General features: G+C 37.1%; 20 protein-coding genes, 7 tRNA genes and 1 pseudogene. 24 read left to right on the forward strand and 4 right to left on the reverse strand.

Translation table 11 applies throughout. The features are described from left to right. The first annotated feature begins 1 nt into the window (after position 1). The 6 genes from rsbU (at position 2) to NX903_RS02120 (ending at position 5,507) form a co-directional block, all read left to right on the forward strand. A complete protein-coding gene (gene rsbU, locus NX903_RS02095) occupies positions 2–1,009 on the forward strand; it encodes a phosphoserine phosphatase RsbU (protein WP_003234295.1) in 1,008 nt (335 codons plus the stop codon). A gap of 68 nt (positions 1,010–1,077) precedes the next feature. Next, positions 1,078–1,407 carry an anti-sigma factor antagonist RsbV gene (rsbV, locus tag NX903_RS02100; protein WP_014475877.1) on the forward strand — a complete coding sequence of 110 codons (330 nt, stop codon included), beginning with the start codon at positions 1,078–1,080 and terminating at the stop codon, positions 1,405–1,407. Continuing rightward, positions 1,404–1,886 (forward strand): anti-sigma B factor RsbW, encoded by a 483-nt coding sequence (gene rsbW, locus NX903_RS02105; protein WP_021481702.1) that lies wholly within the window; start codon positions 1,404–1,406, stop codon positions 1,884–1,886. The genes rsbV and rsbW overlap by 4 nt, the downstream gene beginning before the upstream one ends. Further along, positions 1,852–2,640: an RNA polymerase sigma factor SigB gene (gene sigB, locus NX903_RS02110; protein WP_003246715.1), complete on the forward strand. Its 789-nt coding sequence runs from the start codon at positions 1,852–1,854 to the stop codon at positions 2,638–2,640. Before rsbW ends, sigB begins: the two co-directional genes overlap by 35 nt. Beyond that, complete coding sequence (gene rsbX, locus NX903_RS02115; protein WP_003234303.1) at positions 2,640–3,239, forward strand: phosphoserine phosphatase RsbX; 600 nt, start codon at positions 2,640–2,642, stop codon at positions 3,237–3,239. Before sigB ends, rsbX begins: the two co-directional genes overlap by 1 nt. 108 nt (positions 3,240–3,347) lie before the next feature. Next, positions 3,348–5,507, forward strand: coding sequence for a Tex family protein (locus NX903_RS02120; RefSeq protein ID WP_024572530.1), 2,160 nt, complete (start codon positions 3,348–3,350; stop codon positions 5,505–5,507). A 9-nt stretch (positions 5,508–5,516) separates the two neighbouring features. On the opposite strand, the gene cmpA is transcribed toward NX903_RS02120, so the two are convergent. Further along, complete coding sequence (gene cmpA, locus NX903_RS02125) at positions 5,517–5,630, reverse strand: cortex morphogenetic protein CmpA (protein WP_003225207.1); 114 nt, start codon at positions 5,628–5,630, stop codon at positions 5,517–5,519. Positions 5,631–5,733: 103 nt separating this feature from the next. On the opposite strand from cmpA, the gene NX903_RS02130 reads away from it, so the two are divergent. The 8 genes from NX903_RS02130 to NX903_RS02165 all read left to right on the forward strand — a co-directional run bounded on the left by NX903_RS02130 (position 5,734) and on the right by NX903_RS02165 (position 7,025). Next, positions 5,734–6,186, forward strand: coding sequence for a SprT family protein (locus NX903_RS02130; protein WP_085186788.1), 453 nt, complete (start codon positions 5,734–5,736; stop codon positions 6,184–6,186). 122 nt (positions 6,187–6,308) lie between these two features. Next, positions 6,309–6,383 (forward strand) — tRNA-Asn (locus NX903_RS02135). A gap of 4 nt (positions 6,384–6,387) precedes the next feature. Beyond that, positions 6,388–6,478: transfer RNA gene (locus NX903_RS02140), tRNA-Ser, on the forward strand. Positions 6,479–6,507: 29 nt separating this feature from the next. Beyond that, positions 6,508–6,579 (forward strand) — tRNA-Glu (locus NX903_RS02145). Positions 6,580–6,590: 11 nt separating this feature from the next. Continuing rightward, positions 6,591–6,665, forward strand: a tRNA-Gln gene (locus NX903_RS02150). 26 nt (positions 6,666–6,691) lie between these two features. Continuing rightward, positions 6,692–6,767, forward strand: a tRNA-Lys gene (locus tag NX903_RS02155). A gap of 11 nt (positions 6,768–6,778) precedes the next feature. Further along, positions 6,779–6,860 (forward strand) — tRNA-Leu (locus NX903_RS02160). 81 nt (positions 6,861–6,941) lie between these two features. Then, positions 6,942–7,025 (forward strand) — tRNA-Leu (locus tag NX903_RS02165). A gap of 83 nt (positions 7,026–7,108) precedes the next feature. Here NX903_RS02165 and NX903_RS02170 read toward each other — a convergent pair. From NX903_RS02170 to NX903_RS02175, 3 genes and pseudogenes are all read right to left on the reverse strand, one after another. Further along, positions 7,109–7,269 (reverse strand): annotated as a pseudogene (locus tag NX903_RS02170) (tyrosine-type recombinase/integrase); the annotation flags it as partial. Between the two features lie 809 nt (positions 7,270–8,078). Then, positions 8,079–8,201 (reverse strand): class III lanthipeptide, encoded by a 123-nt coding sequence (locus NX903_RS20920; RefSeq protein ID WP_187290709.1) that lies wholly within the window; start codon positions 8,199–8,201, stop codon positions 8,079–8,081. Between the two features lie 63 nt (positions 8,202–8,264). Further along, positions 8,265–8,414: a hypothetical protein gene (locus NX903_RS02175; protein WP_153801663.1), complete on the reverse strand. Its 150-nt coding sequence runs from the start codon at positions 8,412–8,414 to the stop codon at positions 8,265–8,267. 191 nt (positions 8,415–8,605) lie between these two features. Between NX903_RS02175 and NX903_RS02180 the strand changes: the two genes are divergently transcribed. The 10 genes from NX903_RS02180 to NX903_RS02225 all read left to right on the forward strand — a co-directional run bounded on the left by NX903_RS02180 (position 8,606) and on the right by NX903_RS02225 (position 17,377). After that, on the forward strand, positions 8,606–9,220 hold the full coding sequence (locus NX903_RS02180; protein WP_224912735.1) for a trypsin-like serine peptidase: 615 nt from the start codon (positions 8,606–8,608) through the stop codon (positions 9,218–9,220). Positions 9,221–9,234: 14 nt separating this feature from the next. Further along, positions 9,235–11,922, forward strand: a complete 2,688-nt coding sequence (gene lanKC, locus NX903_RS02185; RefSeq protein WP_214284339.1) for a class III lanthionine synthetase LanKC — start codon at positions 9,235–9,237, stop codon at positions 11,920–11,922. Beyond that, positions 11,885–12,013 carry a class III lanthipeptide gene (locus tag NX903_RS02190; RefSeq protein WP_187290712.1) on the forward strand — a complete coding sequence of 43 codons (129 nt, stop codon included), beginning with the start codon at positions 11,885–11,887 and terminating at the stop codon, positions 12,011–12,013. The genes lanKC (NX903_RS02185) and NX903_RS02190 overlap by 38 nt, the downstream gene beginning before the upstream one ends. 36 nt (positions 12,014–12,049) lie before the next feature. Beyond that, a complete protein-coding gene (locus tag NX903_RS02195; RefSeq protein WP_187290710.1) occupies positions 12,050–12,178 on the forward strand; it encodes a class III lanthipeptide in 129 nt (42 codons plus the stop codon). Between the two features lie 37 nt (positions 12,179–12,215). Further along, complete coding sequence (locus tag NX903_RS02200) at positions 12,216–12,344, forward strand: class III lanthipeptide (protein WP_187290712.1); 129 nt, start codon at positions 12,216–12,218, stop codon at positions 12,342–12,344. 36 nt (positions 12,345–12,380) lie between these two features. Then, positions 12,381–12,509 (forward strand): class III lanthipeptide, encoded by a 129-nt coding sequence (locus tag NX903_RS02205; protein WP_187290710.1) that lies wholly within the window; start codon positions 12,381–12,383, stop codon positions 12,507–12,509. 37 nt (positions 12,510–12,546) lie between these two features. After that, positions 12,547–12,675: a class III lanthipeptide gene (locus NX903_RS02210; protein WP_187290712.1), complete on the forward strand. Its 129-nt coding sequence runs from the start codon at positions 12,547–12,549 to the stop codon at positions 12,673–12,675. 116 nt (positions 12,676–12,791) lie between these two features. Then, the gene (locus NX903_RS02215) at positions 12,792–12,974 is read left to right on the forward strand and encodes a hypothetical protein (protein WP_029317383.1); all 183 of its coding nucleotides are present in this window, start codon (positions 12,792–12,794) and stop codon (positions 12,972–12,974) included. A 21-nt stretch (positions 12,975–12,995) separates the two neighbouring features. Beyond that, a complete protein-coding gene (gene lanKC / locus NX903_RS02220) occupies positions 12,996–15,554 on the forward strand; it encodes a class III lanthionine synthetase LanKC (protein ID WP_029317382.1) in 2,559 nt (852 codons plus the stop codon). A gap of 89 nt (positions 15,555–15,643) precedes the next feature. Beyond that, positions 15,644–17,377, forward strand: coding sequence for an ABC transporter ATP-binding protein (locus NX903_RS02225; protein WP_029317381.1), 1,734 nt, complete (start codon positions 15,644–15,646; stop codon positions 17,375–17,377). Positions 17,378–17,512: the final 135 nt, after the last annotated feature.

Genomic DNA, 17,512 nt, shown 5'->3' on the forward strand with positions numbered 1-17,512 from the left:
CGTGGATTTTAGGGAGGTTATTGAGCAGCGGTATCATCAGCTGCTTAGTCGATATATAGCCGAATTAACAGAAACATCTTTATATCAAGCCCAAAAATTCAGCCGAAAAACAATCGAGCACCAAATTCCTCCGGAAGAAATCATCAGCATTCACAGAAAAGTGCTGAAGGAGCTGTATCCAAGTCTCCCGGAAGATGTGTTTCATTCGCTGGATTTTTTAATAGAAGTCATGATTGGCTATGGAATGGCTTATCAGGAGCATCAAACCCTTAGAGGGATACAGCAGGAAATCAAATCAGAAATTGAAATCGCGGCAAATGTCCAGCAGACGCTGCTCGGAACTAAAGTTCCTCAGGAGGAAGCGCTGGATATCGGCGCCATCAGTGTTCCCGCTAAACAGATGAGCGGTGATTACTACCACTTTGTCAAAGACAAGGAATCCATCAATATCGCAATCGCGGACGTGATCGGAAAAGGCATTCCAGCGGCTTTATGCATGTCCATGATTAAATACGCGATGGACTCTTTGCCGGAAACGGGCATACACCCTTCTCAAGTGCTGAAAAATTTGAATCGTGTTGTTGAACAAAACGTTGATGCCAGTATGTTTATTACGATGTTTTATGCGAATTACAATATGGACAAGCATCAATTTACATATGCTTCAGCGGGACATGAACCGGGATTCTATTATTCTCAAAAAGACAACACGTTTTACGATTTAGAGGCCAAAGGACTCGTTCTCGGCATCTCGCAGGACTATGACTACAAACAATTCGATCAGCATCTGGAAAAGGGCGATATGATTGTTTTATTTTCTGATGGCGTCACAGAATGCAGAACGGAAAACGGTTTCTTGGAGCGTCCTGATCTGCAGAAGCTCATTGAGGAACATATGTGTTCCTCCGCGCAGGAAATGGTCAAAAACATTTATGACAGCCTCCTCAAATTGCAGGATTTTCAGCTTCACGATGATTTTACGTTAATTGTTTTGCGGAGAAAGGTTTAACGTCTGCCAGACGAGGGTATAAAGCAACTAGTGATTAGTGATTTGAAGGAAAATTTGAGGTGATACGAATGAATATAAATGTTGATGTGAAGCAAAACGAGAATGATATACAAGTAAACATTGCAGGAGAAATTGATGTCTACTCAGCCCCGGTGCTCAGAGAGAAGCTCGTTCCTCTGGCAGAACAAGGAGCTGACTTAAGAATTTGCCTGAAAGATGTCAGCTACATGGACAGTACCGGATTGGGCGTTTTTGTAGGGACCTTTAAAATGGTGAAAAAACAAGGCGGTTCGCTGAAACTTGAAAATCTTTCTGACCGGCTGATCCGACTGTTTGACATTACAGGCTTGAAGGACATCATTGATATTTCTGCAAAGTCAGAAGGTGGAGTGCAATGAAGAATAATGTTGATTACATCGAAATGAAAGTGCCGGCCCAACCTGAATATGTTGGAATTATAAGACTGACGCTATCAGGGGTCGCAAGCAGAATGGGCTATACGTACGATGAAATTGAAGATTTGAAAATCGCAGTCAGTGAAGCGTGCACAAATGCGGTTCAGCACGCTTACAAAGAAGATAAAACTGGGGAAGTGTCAATACGATTCGGTGTGTTTGAAGACCGTTTAGAGATTATTGTGGCGGATGAAGGAGACAGCTTTGACTTTGATCAAAAGCAGCAGGATCTAGGGCCGTACACACCTTCGCACACAGTTGATCAATTATCAGAAGGAGGGCTCGGTCTATATTTAATGGAAACGCTCATGGATGAAGTCAGAGTGCAAAACCACTCCGGCGTCACCGTAGCGATGACAAAGTATTTAAATGGGGAGCGAGTTGATCATGACACAACCATCAAAAACTACGAAACTAACTAAAGATGAAGTCGATCGGCTCATAAGCGATTACCAAACAAAGCAAGATGAACAGGCGCAGGAAACGCTTGTGCGGGTGTATACAAATCTGGTTGACATGCTTGCGAAAAAATACTCAAAAGGCAAAAGCTTCCACGAGGATCTCCGCCAGGTCGGCATGATCGGGCTTCTAGGCGCGATTAAGCGATACGATCCTGTTGTCGGCAAATCGTTTGAAGCTTTTGCAATTCCGACAATCATCGGTGAAATTAAACGTTTCCTCAGAGATAAAACATGGAGCGTTCATGTGCCGAGACGAATTAAAGAACTGGGTCCAAGAATCAAAATGGCGGTTGATCAGCTGACCACTGAAACACAAAGATCGCCGAAAGTCGAAGAGATTGCCGAATTCCTCGATGTTTCTGAAGAAGAGGTTCTTGAAACGATGGAAATGGGCAAAAGCTATCAAGCTTTATCCGTTGACCACAGCATTGAAGCGGATTCGGACGGAAGCACCGTCACGATTCTTGATATCGTCGGATCACAGGAGGACGGATATGAGCGGGTCAACCAGCAATTGATGCTGCAAAGCGTGCTTCATGTCCTTTCAGATCGTGAAAAACAAATCATAGACCTTACGTATATTCAAAACAAAAGCCAAAAAGAAACTGGGGACATTCTCGGTATATCTCAAATGCACGTCTCGCGCTTGCAACGCAAAGCTGTGAAGAAGCTCAGAGAGGCCTTGATTGAAGATCCCTCGATGGAGTTAATGTAATGATCCAGGTTGAAGAAAACGAGCATATTCAAACTCTAGTATATCAACTGAATAAAGAAGGGAAATCAATTTGCGGTGACAGCTTTTTTATGAAAGCTGATGATAAGGAGTTAATTTGCGCGGTTGCTGACGGACTGGGAAGTGGATCACTTGCTAACGAATCCTCTGCAGCCATCAAAGACTTAGTGGAAAACTATGCGAATGAAGACGTAGAAAGCATTATCGAACGCTGTAATCAGGCGATGAAAAACAAAAGAGGCGCTACAGCATCTATCCTGAAAATCAATTTTGAGCAAAGGCAGTTTACGTACTGCTCTGTCGGAAATGTACGGTTTATTCTGCATTCCCCGTCTGGTGAAAGCTTTTATCCTCTGCCGATTTCGGGCTATTTATCAGGCAAGCCGCAAAAATACAAAACGCACACCGCCACCTATGAAAAGGGTTCAAAGTTCATTATACATACAGATGGACTCAACGTACCTGATATCCGCTCCCATTTGAAAAAAGGCCAATCGGTAGAAGAAATATCGAATTCGCTGAAAATGTATACGACATCGAGAAAAGATGACCTGACCTATATTCTTGGACAGCTGTCCTAAGAGAATAAGAACAAGAAGAAGCTGGAATACCGGCTTCTTTTTTTTATGTGTTTTTTTCGGTTTTTGATACACTAGAGAAAGAACGACAAAATTGGAGGCTTTGGTTACATGGAAACGTCAGCCCTTTTAAAACAGCAAATTGCGAAAGAAATAGGTTTATCACAAAAACACGTTGAAAGTGTCATCCGCCTGCTTGAGGACGGCAATACAGTCCCGTTTATTGCCCGGTATCGAAAAGAGCAGACGGGTTCAATGGATGAGGTTCAGATTCAGACGATTTCTGAACGCTGGCAATACATACAAAACCTGAATCAGCGAAAAGAAGAAGTCATCAGGCTGATTGCAGAGCAGGATAAACTGACAGATGATCTAAAACGTAAAATCGAGCAATCGGTGAAGCTTCAGGAAGTGGAAGACCTTTACCGCCCTTATAAGCAAAAGCGTAAAACAAAGGCGACAGTCGCCAAAAGCAAAGGCCTTGAGCCGCTTGCCGACTATATCCTGACACTTCCCCAAGATGATCGTCTGGCAGCAACTGCAGACCAATACATCAGCGAAGAAAAAGAAGTGTTCACACGAGAAGAAGCGATTGAAGGCGCCAAGCACATTATTGCGGAACAAATCTCAGACGAGCCGACCTTCAGAAAGTGGATTCGCCAGGAAACCTTCAAAAGAGGAACCATTAAGTCTGCAGCCGGAAAGTCGGCAGACACCGATGAGAAAAATGTGTATGAAATGTATTACGAGTATGAAGAGCCAATTGCAAAAGTTGTTCCGCATAGGGTGCTGGCAATGAACCGCGGCGAAAAAGAAGACATTTTAAAGGTAGCGATTGAACCGCCTGCGGATCACATTAAGGCGTATTTAGAAAAACAAATCATCAAAAATCGCTCAACATCCGTAAGAGAGATTTTGCAGGAGACAATTGAAGACAGCTATAAAAGGCTGATCCAGCCGGCAATCGAGCGTGAAATCAGGAAAGAGCTCTCAGAAAAAGCTGATGAACAGGCGATTCATATTTTCTCAGAGAACTTGAGAAAGCTTCTTTTGCAGCCGCCAATGAAAGGCAAAACCGTTCTCGGTGTTGACCCAGCCTTTCGAACTGGCTGTAAGCTCGCTGTGTCAGATGAGACCGGAAAAGTCTTGAAAATTGATGTGATCTATCCGCATGCGCCAGTCAACAAAACAAAAGAAGCCCATGAAAAAGTGAAAAAGATTCTTGAGCAGTATCAAGTCGAGATGGTGGCGATCGGAAACGGCACAGCATCCAGAGAAACAGAGCAATTCATCGTCAATGTACTCAAAGACATGCCGCGCAAAATTTATTATGTGATCGTCAATGAAGCGGGAGCAAGCGTCTATTCGGCTTCAGAGCTTGCCAGAGAAGAATTCCCTGACCTTAAGGTTGAAGAGCGCAGTGCCGTGTCTATTGCGCGAAGACTTCAAGACCCGCTCGCGGAGCTCGTTAAGATCGATCCGAAGTCTGTTGGTGTCGGACAGTATCAGCATGACGTCAGCCAAAAACGCTTAAATGAATCTCTGCGGTTTGTCGTCGAAACTGTCGTAAACCAGGTGGGAGTAAACGTCAACACAGCCTCCGCCGCGCTGCTTCAATATGTAGCTGGATTATCGAAGTCTGTAGCAGGCAACGTTGTCAAAAAACGTGAGGAAATCGGAAAGTTTTCAAATCGAAAGGAACTGAAGGACATCCCAAGGCTCGGTGCGAAAACCTATGAGCAATGTATCGGTTTCTTAAGAGTGCAGGAAGGGACAGAGCCTTTGGATAGAACAGGCATCCACCCGGAAAGCTATAAAGAAACAAAAGCGCTTTTGAAAAAACTCGGACTTTCAACAGAACATATCGGCACGGCGGAATTGAAGGACAAAATCAATCAGCTGGCGCTTTCTGAAACGGCAAAAGAGCTGGGAATCGGCGAAATCACTCTGAAAGACATTTGTGAACAGCTGACAAGGCCGGAACGCGATCCGCGCGATGAGGTGCCTAAGCCTTTGCTGAAAACAGACGTCCTTCAGCTGGAAGATTTGAAAGAGGGAATGGAACTGCAGGGCACCGTGCGCAATGTAGTGGACTTCGGAGCGTTTGTTGATATCGGAGTCAAACAAGACGGGCTTGTGCATATCTCAAAACTGAGCAATCAATTCGTCAAGCATCCTCTTGATGTCGTATCTGTGGGCGATATCGTGACAGTTTGGGTTGACGGCGTAGATGTACAAAAAGGCAGAGTATCGCTGTCTATGGTAAAATAAAAGCACTGCTTACGAGCAGTGTTTTTTCCTATAGAAATACCAGCATTGATTCAGCAGTTTAATTTGGTAATTATCTTTTTCAAGGAACGCTTTTTGCATCTGCTTTTTAAGCCAATTTGGCATAGGCTCATTCCTCCTCAGCTTTTATCATAAGAGGGACGGTGATTACCATATTGTATGCGAACGGTGAATTGTCCCGTTCAATGTTTTTTAAGTGAGGTGCACCATGGATAATATAGAGCTTCAAAAGCTGACAGAGGATATTTCTAAAACATATTTTAAAAAGCCGTTCCGCCATCAGGCGCTTTTTAATGACAGGCTTAAAACCACGGGCGGAAGGTACCTGTTAACCTCTCATAACATTGAATTGAACAGAAAATATCTGATTGAACACGGCAGGGAGGAGCTGATCGGCATCATCAAGCACGAGCTCTGCCATTATCATCTCCACCTTGAAGGAAAAGGGTACAAGCACAGAGACAGAGATTTTAGAATGCTATTGCAGCAGGTCAACGCGCCGAGGTTCTGTACACCCCTTAAGAAAAAAGAGGAAAACAAAAAAACTTATATGTATATCTGTACGGCCTGCGGCCAACAGTATATAAAGAAGCGCGCCATGAACCCTGACAGATACAGATGCGGAAAATGCCGCGGAAAAATAAAAAGAATTTTTTCGTGAAAAAGGTTGACGAATATGGCAAGCCTATGTTACATTATAAAAGTCGTCACGAGAGATAAATAAAAACATTTACCTCTTGACACTGCAAATTAAGGCTGATATAATAAGTCTTGTCTCATTATTCCACAGTAGCTCAGTGGTAGAGCTATCGGCTGTTAACCGATCGGTCGCAGGTTCGAATCCTGCCTGTGGAGCCATATTGGAGAAGTACTCAAGTGGCTGAAGAGGCGCCCCTGCTAAGGGTGTAGGTCGCGTAAGCGGCGCGAGGGTTCAAATCCCTCCTTCTCCGCCATAAGATTTCGATATAAGTTCTCAACCATCGGCCCGTTGGTCAAGCGGTTAAGACACCGCCCTTTCACGGCGGTAACACGGGTTCGAATCCCGTACGGGTCATTCCATTTCGTTGGGCTATAGCCAAGCGGTAAGGCAACGGACTTTGACTCCGTCATGCGTTGGTTCGAATCCAGCTAGCCCAGCCATTTTTATTTTTGAAATCTAATAGTAAGAGCCATTAGCTCAGTTGGTAGAGCATCTGACTTTTAATCAGAGGGTCGAAGGTTCGAGTCCTTCATGGCTCACCATTTGTCTTTTTGCGGGTGTGGCGGAATTGGCAGACGCGCTAGACTTAGGATCTAGTGTCTTACGACGTGGGGGTTCGAGTCCCTTCACCCGCACTTTATTTACAAAGTGCACGCAAATCGGTTTTACTAGGTTAAGAGCCTACTAAACCAGCACAAACACAATTTAATGATCACGCGGTCGTGGCGGAATGGCAGACGCGCTAGGTTGAGGGCCTAGTGGGTGAATAACCCGTGGAGGTTCAAGTCCTCTCGGCCGCATCAATGATACCAAGGGTTGTAGACCTTTGGTATTTTTTTATGCTCTCTTATAATTTTAAGGTTTACTCCTTTTTACCCACTTGTTAGAATAATGCATCCAGCTTATCAGCAGTTTCTTTTTGTTTATTGGAAAAGAGATGCAAGAAAAATCAGTTGTTGTTCTGATGGGAGCATGTCCAAGTCGTTCTTTTATTGTGATATAATCTTCTCTTTGATCAATTAACAATTTGACATGGGAATACTTTAGCTGTGAAGTCAGGTTGGTTAAACTCCTTCTCAATTTAAGAACCGCTACTATAAAATCATGTGAATAGCAAAGAGGGACTTGTTTATTAAAGAGAGAATGTGAAGGGAACGAATAGGAAAACATCTATTCATTTGATAGGTAATTATGAAAAAAGAGATTATCTTAATTACTGAGTACTAGGAAAATACATGATGCAAATATATGTCAATGAGCTATATAGAATGGTTCCAAGTTACGATGCGATTGTCGTCCATATAAGGTCACTAAAATTAGAGAAAGTCTATACAAACTCTAAAAAGATTCAAAGGTGATTGTGTAAAGTTTAAAATCTTTTTGTGGGGAGATCTTTTGCGTTTTCCACCCGTACTTGTTTATTTAGCTTTCTATCCCCCTAAACTAGATATTCTTAGTCCAATATTGATAAAAAGAATGGGCGATCTTCCTCTATAACTTCCTTAAACGGACACCATTCTCGTAACTCTACCTTCTATCAGTCGCGTTCCCAATAACCTGGTTAGATGAGCAGGTTATTTTATTTCAACTGATGAATTAATGAAGCTGTACTTTGCTCTCTTTTTTTCTTTTGAATAGATTGCACAGAGTAAAACCTATACCATTAACCCCTGCATATGGTAGCAATTCACTTTTCTGCTCCATATTCATACACCTTGGTTAACTACGGCTACTTTGGTACGCCTCCAAACCTCTGATCTAATTTGTACGATATAACCTAAATAAAAAGGGCTATAAAGAAGCTGCCCTTAAAAATTTTAAGGACAGCAAGATGATATAAACTTCACTATAAATTAACAAATAAACAAACTTATGTTACTTCTGCCTAAACAGCCAATACTCACATTGGATTGAATTTTATTACTCTTAGGTATATCGGTGTCATAAAGTTTCTGAAGTGAAAGAACTTTTTTCATAATGCTATACCTCCAGTTTATTCATTAGATTGTGAAATAGTAAAAACCTAATGGAAATCTTCATTAAAAACCACCTATGGAAGTACAAGCGTATAGACTTACTGAGCTGCCTTGACCACCCTCACAAATAAAAATACTGAGAACTGACTTTTTATCAGGGCTGTCACTTTTTTTCGTTGATAATTTTTGAAGTGACAAAATTTTATCAGACATTATAACACCTCCTTTTTGATTATGATTTTGTAAAAAAAGTGAAAATTTTCACTTTTCTCCATTGTAATATTTCCCATAGGGTATTACAATATAAATAACTTAAATTGCCTAAAAAAGAAAAAAAAGAAATAGAAAGGTAATGAGTCATGGATAATATATGTAAACTTAGTTTTCAATTAGGAAAATCAAAAGTGAATTCATTAGGTAGCGCATCTATTATCATATACAAAGATGAATTCTTTGTTGCTACTGCAGCTCATTGCCTATACGATGTAGGCAGTAATGAAATAGCTAAAAACATATCAATAGAAGTAGAGAACTGTGGAATGAAAGAATCATATGATGTACTAAATATAGTAATACCTGAAAAATGGATTAGTACTCATAGGTTAACTTATGACTATGCTTTTGGATGGATTAAATTGCCTGAAAGCATGAGGAATGTTGCTTTTATTCCTAACTTTGATTTAAGTGGGATGATAGAAGAGCATAATAAAGCGGTTACATTAGCAGGCTACCCAATTTCATTTTTTAAATCTCAGAAGAAATACTCTAAAGGAGATTTAGATTTAACTCTTTTTAAAGAAGAGCAGCTTATTGGAATGAGATCCAAACTTAAACATGGGATATCTGGCGGTCCTTGGTTTTTTGAAAGTGATAATGAAAAATTCCAGATTGGTGTTACATCTGCAAGAATTAAAAGTTTCAAAAATAAGGTTTGGGCGTCTATTTGGACTAAAGATACAGAAAGAATACTAAACAAGTTATTGACAAGTGAGATGCAAGAAAAAATTATTCTAGCCTAAAGTGAGGGATTTTGATGGATTTAAGATATGTTGAGTTTTTGAGCCCAGGCAATTTATTTTATGAATTGGTAACACCGAATAAAATAGTAAACAATTATCGTATCCCAAACTTAAATTCTGAAGAGTGGAAACAAAACACGGATATTAATTGGAGTTATTGTATTAACACAAAGAAAAAGATGCCCAAACAAGGATGGAAAATACATATCACTACAGATATTGATGAGGCACAAAAGACTTTAGATATTGTCCTTCCATATCTCATTGAAAATGAAATATCCTTTAAATTTGTTCCTAATGAAAGGCAATTATTATTCAAAAACTCTAAAAACGGAGACAGAGCATCTTCGGGTAAATTCATTACAATCTATCCTTACGATAACAAGACTTTTCTAACATTACTTTCAGATTTAGATAATCTGACTAAAGCTTTAAAAAAAGGTCCTTATATATTGAATGATAAACGCTGGAAGTATTCAAATGTCTTCTTTCGTTATGGAGCATTTGTATCTATGTATGTGAATAAAGATGGACAAAATGTTCCAGCAATTCAGCGACCTGATGGCACATTAATTCCAGATGTCCGTGCTCCATATTATGAAGTTCCTGACTTTGTTGAAGAACCTGTTGAAATACAAATCATGACTAAAAAAGTTGATGCAGAACTTGATAAAGAAGACACATCGAAGTTTGATTCATACAATGTTATTTCTGCACTGCATTTTAGCAATGGTGGTGGAGTATATAAAGTTGAAAAAAACGGGAAAACGTTTGTTATGAAAGAAGGAAGACTTGGTTCAGGTTTGGATCGGTTGAAACTAGATGGTTTTAAACGAATTTATAAAGAGGCTGAAACAATAAAGCAATTAAGTGAGAAGCCTTACATAGTTGATTTTTACGATTACTTTGAGATTTGGGAAAATAACTATTTGATTGAAGAACATGTATCAGGAATTTCTCTTATGGAATATGTATCTCAAAACTTTCCGTTTTCATATAAAGAAGATAAAGATATTTATATGGAACGCATGATGCATGTGATAGATCAGTTGATTGATGCTTTAAAAGATCTTCATAGAAGTAAGATTGCACTCGGAGATTTACAGCCAAATAATGTATTGGTATTAGAGGATTACTCAATCAAATTAATAGACCTAGAAACTGCTGTAACTCCCGAAAGCAAATACACCCCCGCCTTAATGACTCCTGGTTACGTTACGGATCAAGCAGAAACTTTTGAGCAAGCAGATTGGTATGCATTACTTAGAATTTGCAGGTTTTTATTTTTACCGATAGAAAATTTATCTGATCTGTCAATTGATATTGAAATAAATCAAGATAAATGGATTGGAGAGAATTTTGGGGATGCAGTTTTAAATAAAATTCAAGAAATTCAAGAGAAGACATTACCAACCATCAAGAAATTAAGTGAAGCTGCTACTTTAACAATTCCACCAATGAAAATAAACTACAAGAATGTTAATGAGATAACTGAAGGTTTGCGAGCTGGAATTATGAGTCATTTAAAACCTAAGTCAGAAAGTTTAATATCCGGAGATATCAGGCAATTCATTGAAAAAATGGGCAGTCTATCAATCGCTAATGGAGGATTTGGTGGAATAATGGCCTTGGATAGAACAGGGACTCTATCCGATTCAGTTTATCAATGGGTTGATCATGTATTGGAGACAATATTGAATTTAGACACGGAAACATATAAAAATTTCCCGCTCGGTTTATTTAATGGTATCTCAGGCATATTGTCCGTTTTATACGATATTGGATATAAAGAAGAAGCAATTAAACTGTTAGAGACAATGCCTTTGCCAGATACTGAAGATTCAGATTTAACACTGTTTTCCGGATTATCGGGAATTGGATTAAACTACCTTGCCTTTTATAGCATTACTCAGAAAAAAGGCTTTCTAGATCGCTCTATAAAAATAGGAAATAGAATAATAGATGCCTATAAAGAAGACTGCTCCATCACTGTAAGGGATCCTTATGCAATGCCGTATGGCTTGTTAAATGGCTGGTCTGGAATCAGCTTGTATATTCTAATGTTAGGCAAGGCGACAAATGACAATGACTTAATAAAGCTGGCTAGCGAAATTTTCAATAAAGAAATAAGCAAAAACATTGAAATTGATTCTAAATTAGAATTAGCACAAATAAAAGAATATTCATTGGGCTATAAAAGGTTGATACCATATCTTGGTGAAGGTGCAGCTGGGATTGCATTAATTATGCTTGAATTCAATAAAAATCTTCCTGATTTTATGACAGAAAGTAATACTGAACTATTCAAAAAACTAACTAATGTTACAGACTTATATAGCACATTTGCAAGTGGCATCTTTCGAGGTGTGGGAGGAATGATTATTCTTGCGAATGCAATGAAATGTGAAGGGGTAAATACAGGCTCATTAGAATATACCATTAAAGCACTCGGGAATTATCTCCTGTATAAGAAACACGAAGGAATTTTAAGTCCAGGAGAGTATGGTTACCGACTATCTTTAGACTTACAAACAGGAAACAGCGGATTACTACTTGCTCTTTCTGATATAGATAGTGATAAATGGAGTAGTTGGTTACCGTTACCTAAAAACAATAATCTGAATCTCTTTGAAATAGACAAGTTCATTAAAGGAGGTGAAACAAATGAAAAAGCTATTATCTCTTCAGCACAAAGCACTTGATAAAGAGGTTACTCTATTAAAAGGCAAGTCATCAGTAAGCTTAGGCTGCGATAAGATCAGTACAGTTAGTTTGTATTTCTGCGGTAACTAAGATTACTCACTGTTTAGACTAAAGGAGGTGAAACAAATGAAAAAGCTATTATCTCTTCAGCACAAAGCACTTGATAAAGAGGTTACTCTATTAAAAGGTAGATCATCAGTAAGCTTAGGCTGCGATAAGATCAGTACAGTAAGTTTGTATTTCTGCGGTAACTAAAGATTACTCACTGTTTAGACTAAAGGAGGTAAAACAAATGAAAAAATTATTATCACTTCAGCATAAAGCGCTTGATAAAGAGGTTACTCTATTAAAAGGCAAATCATCAGTAAGCTTAGGCTGCGATAAGATCAGTACAGTAAGTTTGTATTTCTGCGGTAACTAAGATTACTCACTGTTTAGACTAAAGGAGGTGAAACAAATGAAAAAGCTATTATCTCTTCAGCACAAAGCACTTGATAAAGAGGTTACTCTATTAAAAGGTAGATCATCAGTAAGCTTAGGCTGCGATAAGATCAGTACAGTAAGTTTGTATTTCTGCGGTAACTAAAGATTACTCACTGTTTAGACTAAAGGAGGTAAAACAAATGAAAAAGTTATTATCACTTCAGCATAAAGCGCTTGATAAAGAGGTTACTCTATTAAAAGGCAAATCATCAGTAAGCTTAGGCTGCGATAAGATCAGTACAGTTAGTTTGTATTTCTGTGGTAACTAATGATTATGGACAACCCTACTTAAAGAAAAGAGAGGGGATCATCCTCTCTTTTCTTTGTATTACCCAAAAAGTAAATACAATAAACTATTTAAAAAATATAAAAGGAGTTGGATGAAATGTCAAGAGGAAAGCAAATCAGTAATATCCTGAAATTGCAGAGCTTAGAAAGTGGTCCAGTATATACTGCAGGAGCGACAGGAACTGTTGAAGGTCAATCACTTATTTCACCTGCTAGTATAGCTTTTTGTTTAACTCCTCTTCCTGTCAGTACCATGAGTGCAGCTTTTTGCAATAACTAATCTCTTGAGAGGGTTGTAAATATGGACTTACGATACTTCAAATACTTTATCTCGACAAACAATTCTTTTTATACAAAGCCCGATACCCCTAACAGGGAATCGGCTTTGTATATTTCTAATATACCTAATAATTATAAAACCATAAGAGAAAATCATTGGATTCATGTTATAAACAAAGAGCATAAACTTCCAATGCAAGGTTGGAAGATACATATAAGTACTACAATAGATTCTGCAGAAAAAACATTAGAAATTGTATCAAATGTCCTATTCGATTACAAAATCTCTTTTAAATACGTTAAAAGCTTATGGGAATTAAGTATTAAAAATTCAAAATACAGCAATAGGTCTGCTGCGGGTAAGTTTATTACAATTTTCCCGCCAAATGAACAAGTATTTTTAAATTTGTTAGAAATATTAAGCAGTCTGCTAGATACTCTTCCTAGAGGCCCTTATATTTTAACTGATAAAAGATGGTACGAAAGTAATGTATATTTTAGATATGGTGCATTTTTAAGTATGTATTATTATGAAAATAATAAAAAGGTATTTGCTATTCAAAGTCCTTCTGGTGACTTAGTTGAAGACTCAAGAAGTCCTCATTATTCTATACCCAAATTTATCACTGAACCTGCTCCAATAAGAGAGATGGATAATAAATTAGAAAACGAAATAGCTGAACCTACTCCATTAGATGATATAGAGGTTATCCATGCAATTCATTATAGTAATGGAGGGGGAGTCTACTTAGCCCTAGATAAACTAGACAAAAAAGTTATCCTTAAGGAAGGAAGGCCAAACATTGGATTAGATAGTCTGGGAATTGATGCCTTTACAAGAATAAAAAATGAAGCGATGATTTTAAAAAAACTTGAAGGAACGCGTTACCCTGTAAAAATATATGATTTTTTTAAGGCGTGGGAACATAATTTTATTTTAGAGGAATATATTGAAGGCACATCACTGAGAACTTGGCTTGCAACAAAATATCCTTTTTATACGAATGAAACAAATAAAGAATACTTAAAAACAGTATTAAAAATTTTGAATCAATTAATAGATGCTCTAACTGAAATACATAATCAAGGAATAGGGATAGGAGACTTACAGCCCTCAAATATTATTATCACATCAGACGAAAATATACGATTGATCGACTTTGAGACTGCAAGTTTTATTGATGATAGTGTACCATCGGGTTTAAAAACATTTGGTTTTACTGGCGGGCCTAATATGACGAGAAAACAAGCGGATTGGTTTGCGTTACTAAGAATATCGAGATATTTATTTTTACCTATCGGACCAGTTCAAGATATTTCTTCAAAAATTTTAGAGGCACATGATAAATATATTGAAAATTATTTTGGCATCGAAGCTATAAAAATAATTAATAAAATACAAAAAATTTGTTCTCAAGTTCAGGCAAATCCAGCTAAAGATTTATTGAATGTTGAACATAACCATATTAAAGAAATGTCACTAAATGAAGTAAAGATGTTACTTCAAAATAATATAATAAATAATTTGTTTGTTGATGAAAGGGTAATCCCAGGAGATATTAGACAGTATGAATTAGAAAATGGATTATTTAATATCTTAACTGGCGGTTTTGGAGCTGTATTAGCCTTTAATAGAACAAATATACAAAATAAAAAACTAAACGAATGGGTAGGTAATCAATCTTTAAACGATTTATTGAAGATGGAAAATGGACTATTAACTGGCAAGGCTGGAATAGCCACTAGTTTATGGGAATCAGGTTATTATGACAAAGCAAAACATCTTTTTGATAGCATTAATCATTTTAAAAATAACAGTGATATAACGTTATCATCCGGACTATCTGGAATCGGTTTAGCTTTTTTAGGCCTTTCATATGAAAAAGACTCTATCAAATATCTTAACAAATCTATAGAAATTGCAAACCGGCTAGAGGAATTATTAGAAAAAGACGTTTCAATCGTTCCTTATGATATGGATATAATACCTCGTGGTCTTATTAATGGTTGGTCAGGTGTTTCACTTTTTTATTCTTCTTTATATAAAAGAACTAAAAATCATAAATGGCTTATTTTATCGAAAAAAGCTATTGAAAAAGATTTGATCACTGGTAAATTCGATGATTACGGCGTTTATCAATTAGAAGATATCACTAGAGTAGTCCCTTATTTAGATGGTGGAAGCGCTGGAGTGGGATTGGCATTAATTGAATTAAGTTTACTTTTAAAGGAGGATTTATGGGAGAAAGAATTGGAAGGTATTTACAAAATAGCGAAATCGAAGTGTTTTTATAATTGTGGATTATTTAGAGGTACTGCCGGGATAATGGCTGTTAGTAATGCAATTGATAAATATTATAACCGGGGTATAAATGCTGATAATTTGAAAACTTTAGATCTACACCTCTTTAAAGGAAAGGTCGAAATATATACTCCTGGAGACTTTGGGTATCGTTTATCAAATGATATATTTTCCGGTTCATTAGGATTGTTGCTCGTAATACAAGGTATTATAAACAATACTAATTATATGTGGCTCCCTGTGATGAACATCAAAAAAGTATTTGAGTCTAACTCTTAATTATTTATCTCCCTCAATTAAGAGTGTAGGTAGAAACTTTTCTAATATTTTTTTGAATATGGATATCCGAAGTAAAAAAGGAGATTATTATGAGACCTAAAAACCCCTTATTCTTTTTATTATGTAAAATAAAACTTCCATTATTATTAATTTTGTTTGCTATTTCTATTTCATCTATAGGCAGCATTAGTGGTTTGTTTATACCTCTATTTACAGGTAAGGTTGTTGATAAATTTTCTGAGAACACCTTTGATTGGAGATTTATAGTAATTTTTTTATGCATGTTTTTAATTAACGCGATCTTGAGTGGTATTGGGTTATATTTGCTCAGTAAAATTGGTGAAAAAATGATTATGGCAATTCGTTTTATGCTCTGGGAACATATAATCAAATTAAAAACCTCTTTCTTTGATAATAATGAGAGTGGTTCAATAATGAGTCGTATCACAGACGACACCAATGTTATCAACACTTTTGTATCTCAAAAATTACCCAATATAATACCTTCTATAATCACTATTTTAGGCTCTGTTATCATTTTATTAAGAATGGATTGGCAAATGACTCTTATAACTCTTATTATAGTGCCTATATTTTTAGCAATAATTATCCCTTTAGGCGGAATGGTAAGGAAAATCTCAAAAAAAGCACAATCCGAAGTCGCAAGCTTTAGTGGTTTATTAGGGCGTGTCTTAACAGAAATACGTCTTGTAAAGATATCTAATACAGAAAATCAAGAATTGAAAAATGCTTATAACAACCTTTTTGAAATATATAAATTAGGGTTAAAAGAGTCTAAGATCATTTCAATTATACAACCTTTAACTAGCCTCATCCTTTTACTGACTATAGGAATTATTCTGGGATTTGGCGGTATAAGAGTCTCAACGGGTGTAATATCTGCTGGCACCCTAGTAGCTATGATTTTCTATGTCATACAATTATCAGGCCCTTTGACTAATTTTTCAACGTTACTTACAGACTATCAGCGTGCGATAGGAGCTAGCCAAAGATTAAGTGAAATTCTACTTGAGCACAAAGAAGAGCTAGAGTCCAATAAGAATGCTTTAGATATTGATTTCAGCAATCAAAATTTGAAATTTTCAGAAGTAAGTTTCAAATATGATGATAAACCGATTTTGAATGAAATAACTTTTGATATCCCAAGTAGAAAGGTTACTGCTTTTGTAGGACCGTCTGGTTCTGGTAAAAGTACTATTTTCAATTTAATTGCACGTTTGTATGAATTACCCCCAAGTAATGGGAGCATATCACTCGAAGGAATACCGATTAACGAATTTAACTTATCAGATTGGCGGAATAAAATTGGATATGTAATGCAAACCAACGCAATGATAAATGGCACCGTAAAAGATAATATTACTTATGGAATCAAAAGAGAAATTAGTGAAGATGAAATTATTAAGTATTCTAAATTGTCTAATTGCCATGAATTTGTTATGTTGTTAGATAAAGGTTATAGCACAATAATTGGCGAAAAAGGAGTGAAGTTGTCAGGAGGTCAGCGTCAACGAATTGATATTGCAAGAAACTTTATTAAAGATCCTGATATTCTATTATTGGATGAGGCAACAGCAAGTTTGGACAGTGAGAGTGAGAGAAAAATACAGAATTCACTAGAAGAATTAATGAAAAATAGAACTACAGTAATAATAGCTCACAGATTAGCAACAATTAAAAAAGCAGATCAAATCATTTTCTTAGACCAAGGAGTGATTACTGGTAAAGGAACTCATGACCAATTAATGCTTACCCATGAAAAGTACAGGCGATTTGTGTCAGCCCAAAAATTGGCTAACTAACTAAATTACGAGCTCGCCCCTTTAATCTATTTATTAGTAAATTTAATATCATCATCTAAATCATTTATGTTAAATGAATTAAGATACCTTACAAATTTAGTGTAATCTTAACAATGTAAGATGAGGAATACTTTT

The organism is Bacillus sp. FSL R5-0576 (assembly GCF_038004765.1).
GTDB lineage: Bacteria > Bacillota > Bacilli > Bacillales > Bacillaceae > Bacillus > Bacillus subtilis.

Bases quoted from the DNA above. Each gene is read 5' to 3' on its own strand.
- rsbV (WP_014475877.1), top strand. From the start codon at position 1,078: ATGAATATAAATGTTGATGTGAAGCAAAACGAGAATGATATACAAGTA.
- rsbW (WP_021481702.1), top strand. From the start codon at position 1,404: ATGAAGAATAATGTTGATTACATCGAAATGAAAGTGCCGGCCCAACCT.
- sigB (WP_003246715.1), top strand. From the start codon at position 1,852: ATGACACAACCATCAAAAACTACGAAACTAACTAAAGATGAAGTCGAT.
- rsbX (WP_003234303.1), top strand. From the start codon at position 2,640: ATGATCCAGGTTGAAGAAAACGAGCATATTCAAACTCTAGTATATCAA.
- NX903_RS02120 (WP_024572530.1), top strand. From the start codon at position 3,348: ATGGAAACGTCAGCCCTTTTAAAACAGCAAATTGCGAAAGAAATAGGT.
- cmpA (WP_003225207.1), bottom strand. From the start codon at position 5,630: ATGCCAAATTGGCTTAAAAAGCAGATGCAAAAAGCGTTCCTTGAAAAA.
- NX903_RS02130 (WP_085186788.1), top strand. From the start codon at position 5,734: ATGGATAATATAGAGCTTCAAAAGCTGACAGAGGATATTTCTAAAACA.
- NX903_RS20920 (WP_187290709.1), bottom strand. From the start codon at position 8,201: ATGAAAAAAGTTCTTTCACTTCAGAAACTTTATGACACCGATATACCT.
- NX903_RS02175 (WP_153801663.1), bottom strand. From the start codon at position 8,414: ATGTCTGATAAAATTTTGTCACTTCAAAAATTATCAACGAAAAAAAGT.
- lanKC (WP_214284339.1), top strand. From the start codon at position 9,235: ATGGATTTAAGATATGTTGAGTTTTTGAGCCCAGGCAATTTATTTTAT.
- NX903_RS02190 (WP_187290712.1), top strand. From the start codon at position 11,885: ATGAAAAAGCTATTATCTCTTCAGCACAAAGCACTTGATAAAGAGGTT.
- NX903_RS02195 (WP_187290710.1), top strand. From the start codon at position 12,050: ATGAAAAAGCTATTATCTCTTCAGCACAAAGCACTTGATAAAGAGGTT.
- NX903_RS02200 (WP_187290712.1), top strand. From the start codon at position 12,216: ATGAAAAAATTATTATCACTTCAGCATAAAGCGCTTGATAAAGAGGTT.
- NX903_RS02205 (WP_187290710.1), top strand. From the start codon at position 12,381: ATGAAAAAGCTATTATCTCTTCAGCACAAAGCACTTGATAAAGAGGTT.
- NX903_RS02210 (WP_187290712.1), top strand. From the start codon at position 12,547: ATGAAAAAGTTATTATCACTTCAGCATAAAGCGCTTGATAAAGAGGTT.
- NX903_RS02215 (WP_029317383.1), top strand. From the start codon at position 12,792: ATGTCAAGAGGAAAGCAAATCAGTAATATCCTGAAATTGCAGAGCTTA.
- lanKC (WP_029317382.1), top strand. From the start codon at position 12,996: ATGGACTTACGATACTTCAAATACTTTATCTCGACAAACAATTCTTTT.
- NX903_RS02225 (WP_029317381.1), top strand. From the start codon at position 15,644: ATGAGACCTAAAAACCCCTTATTCTTTTTATTATGTAAAATAAAACTT.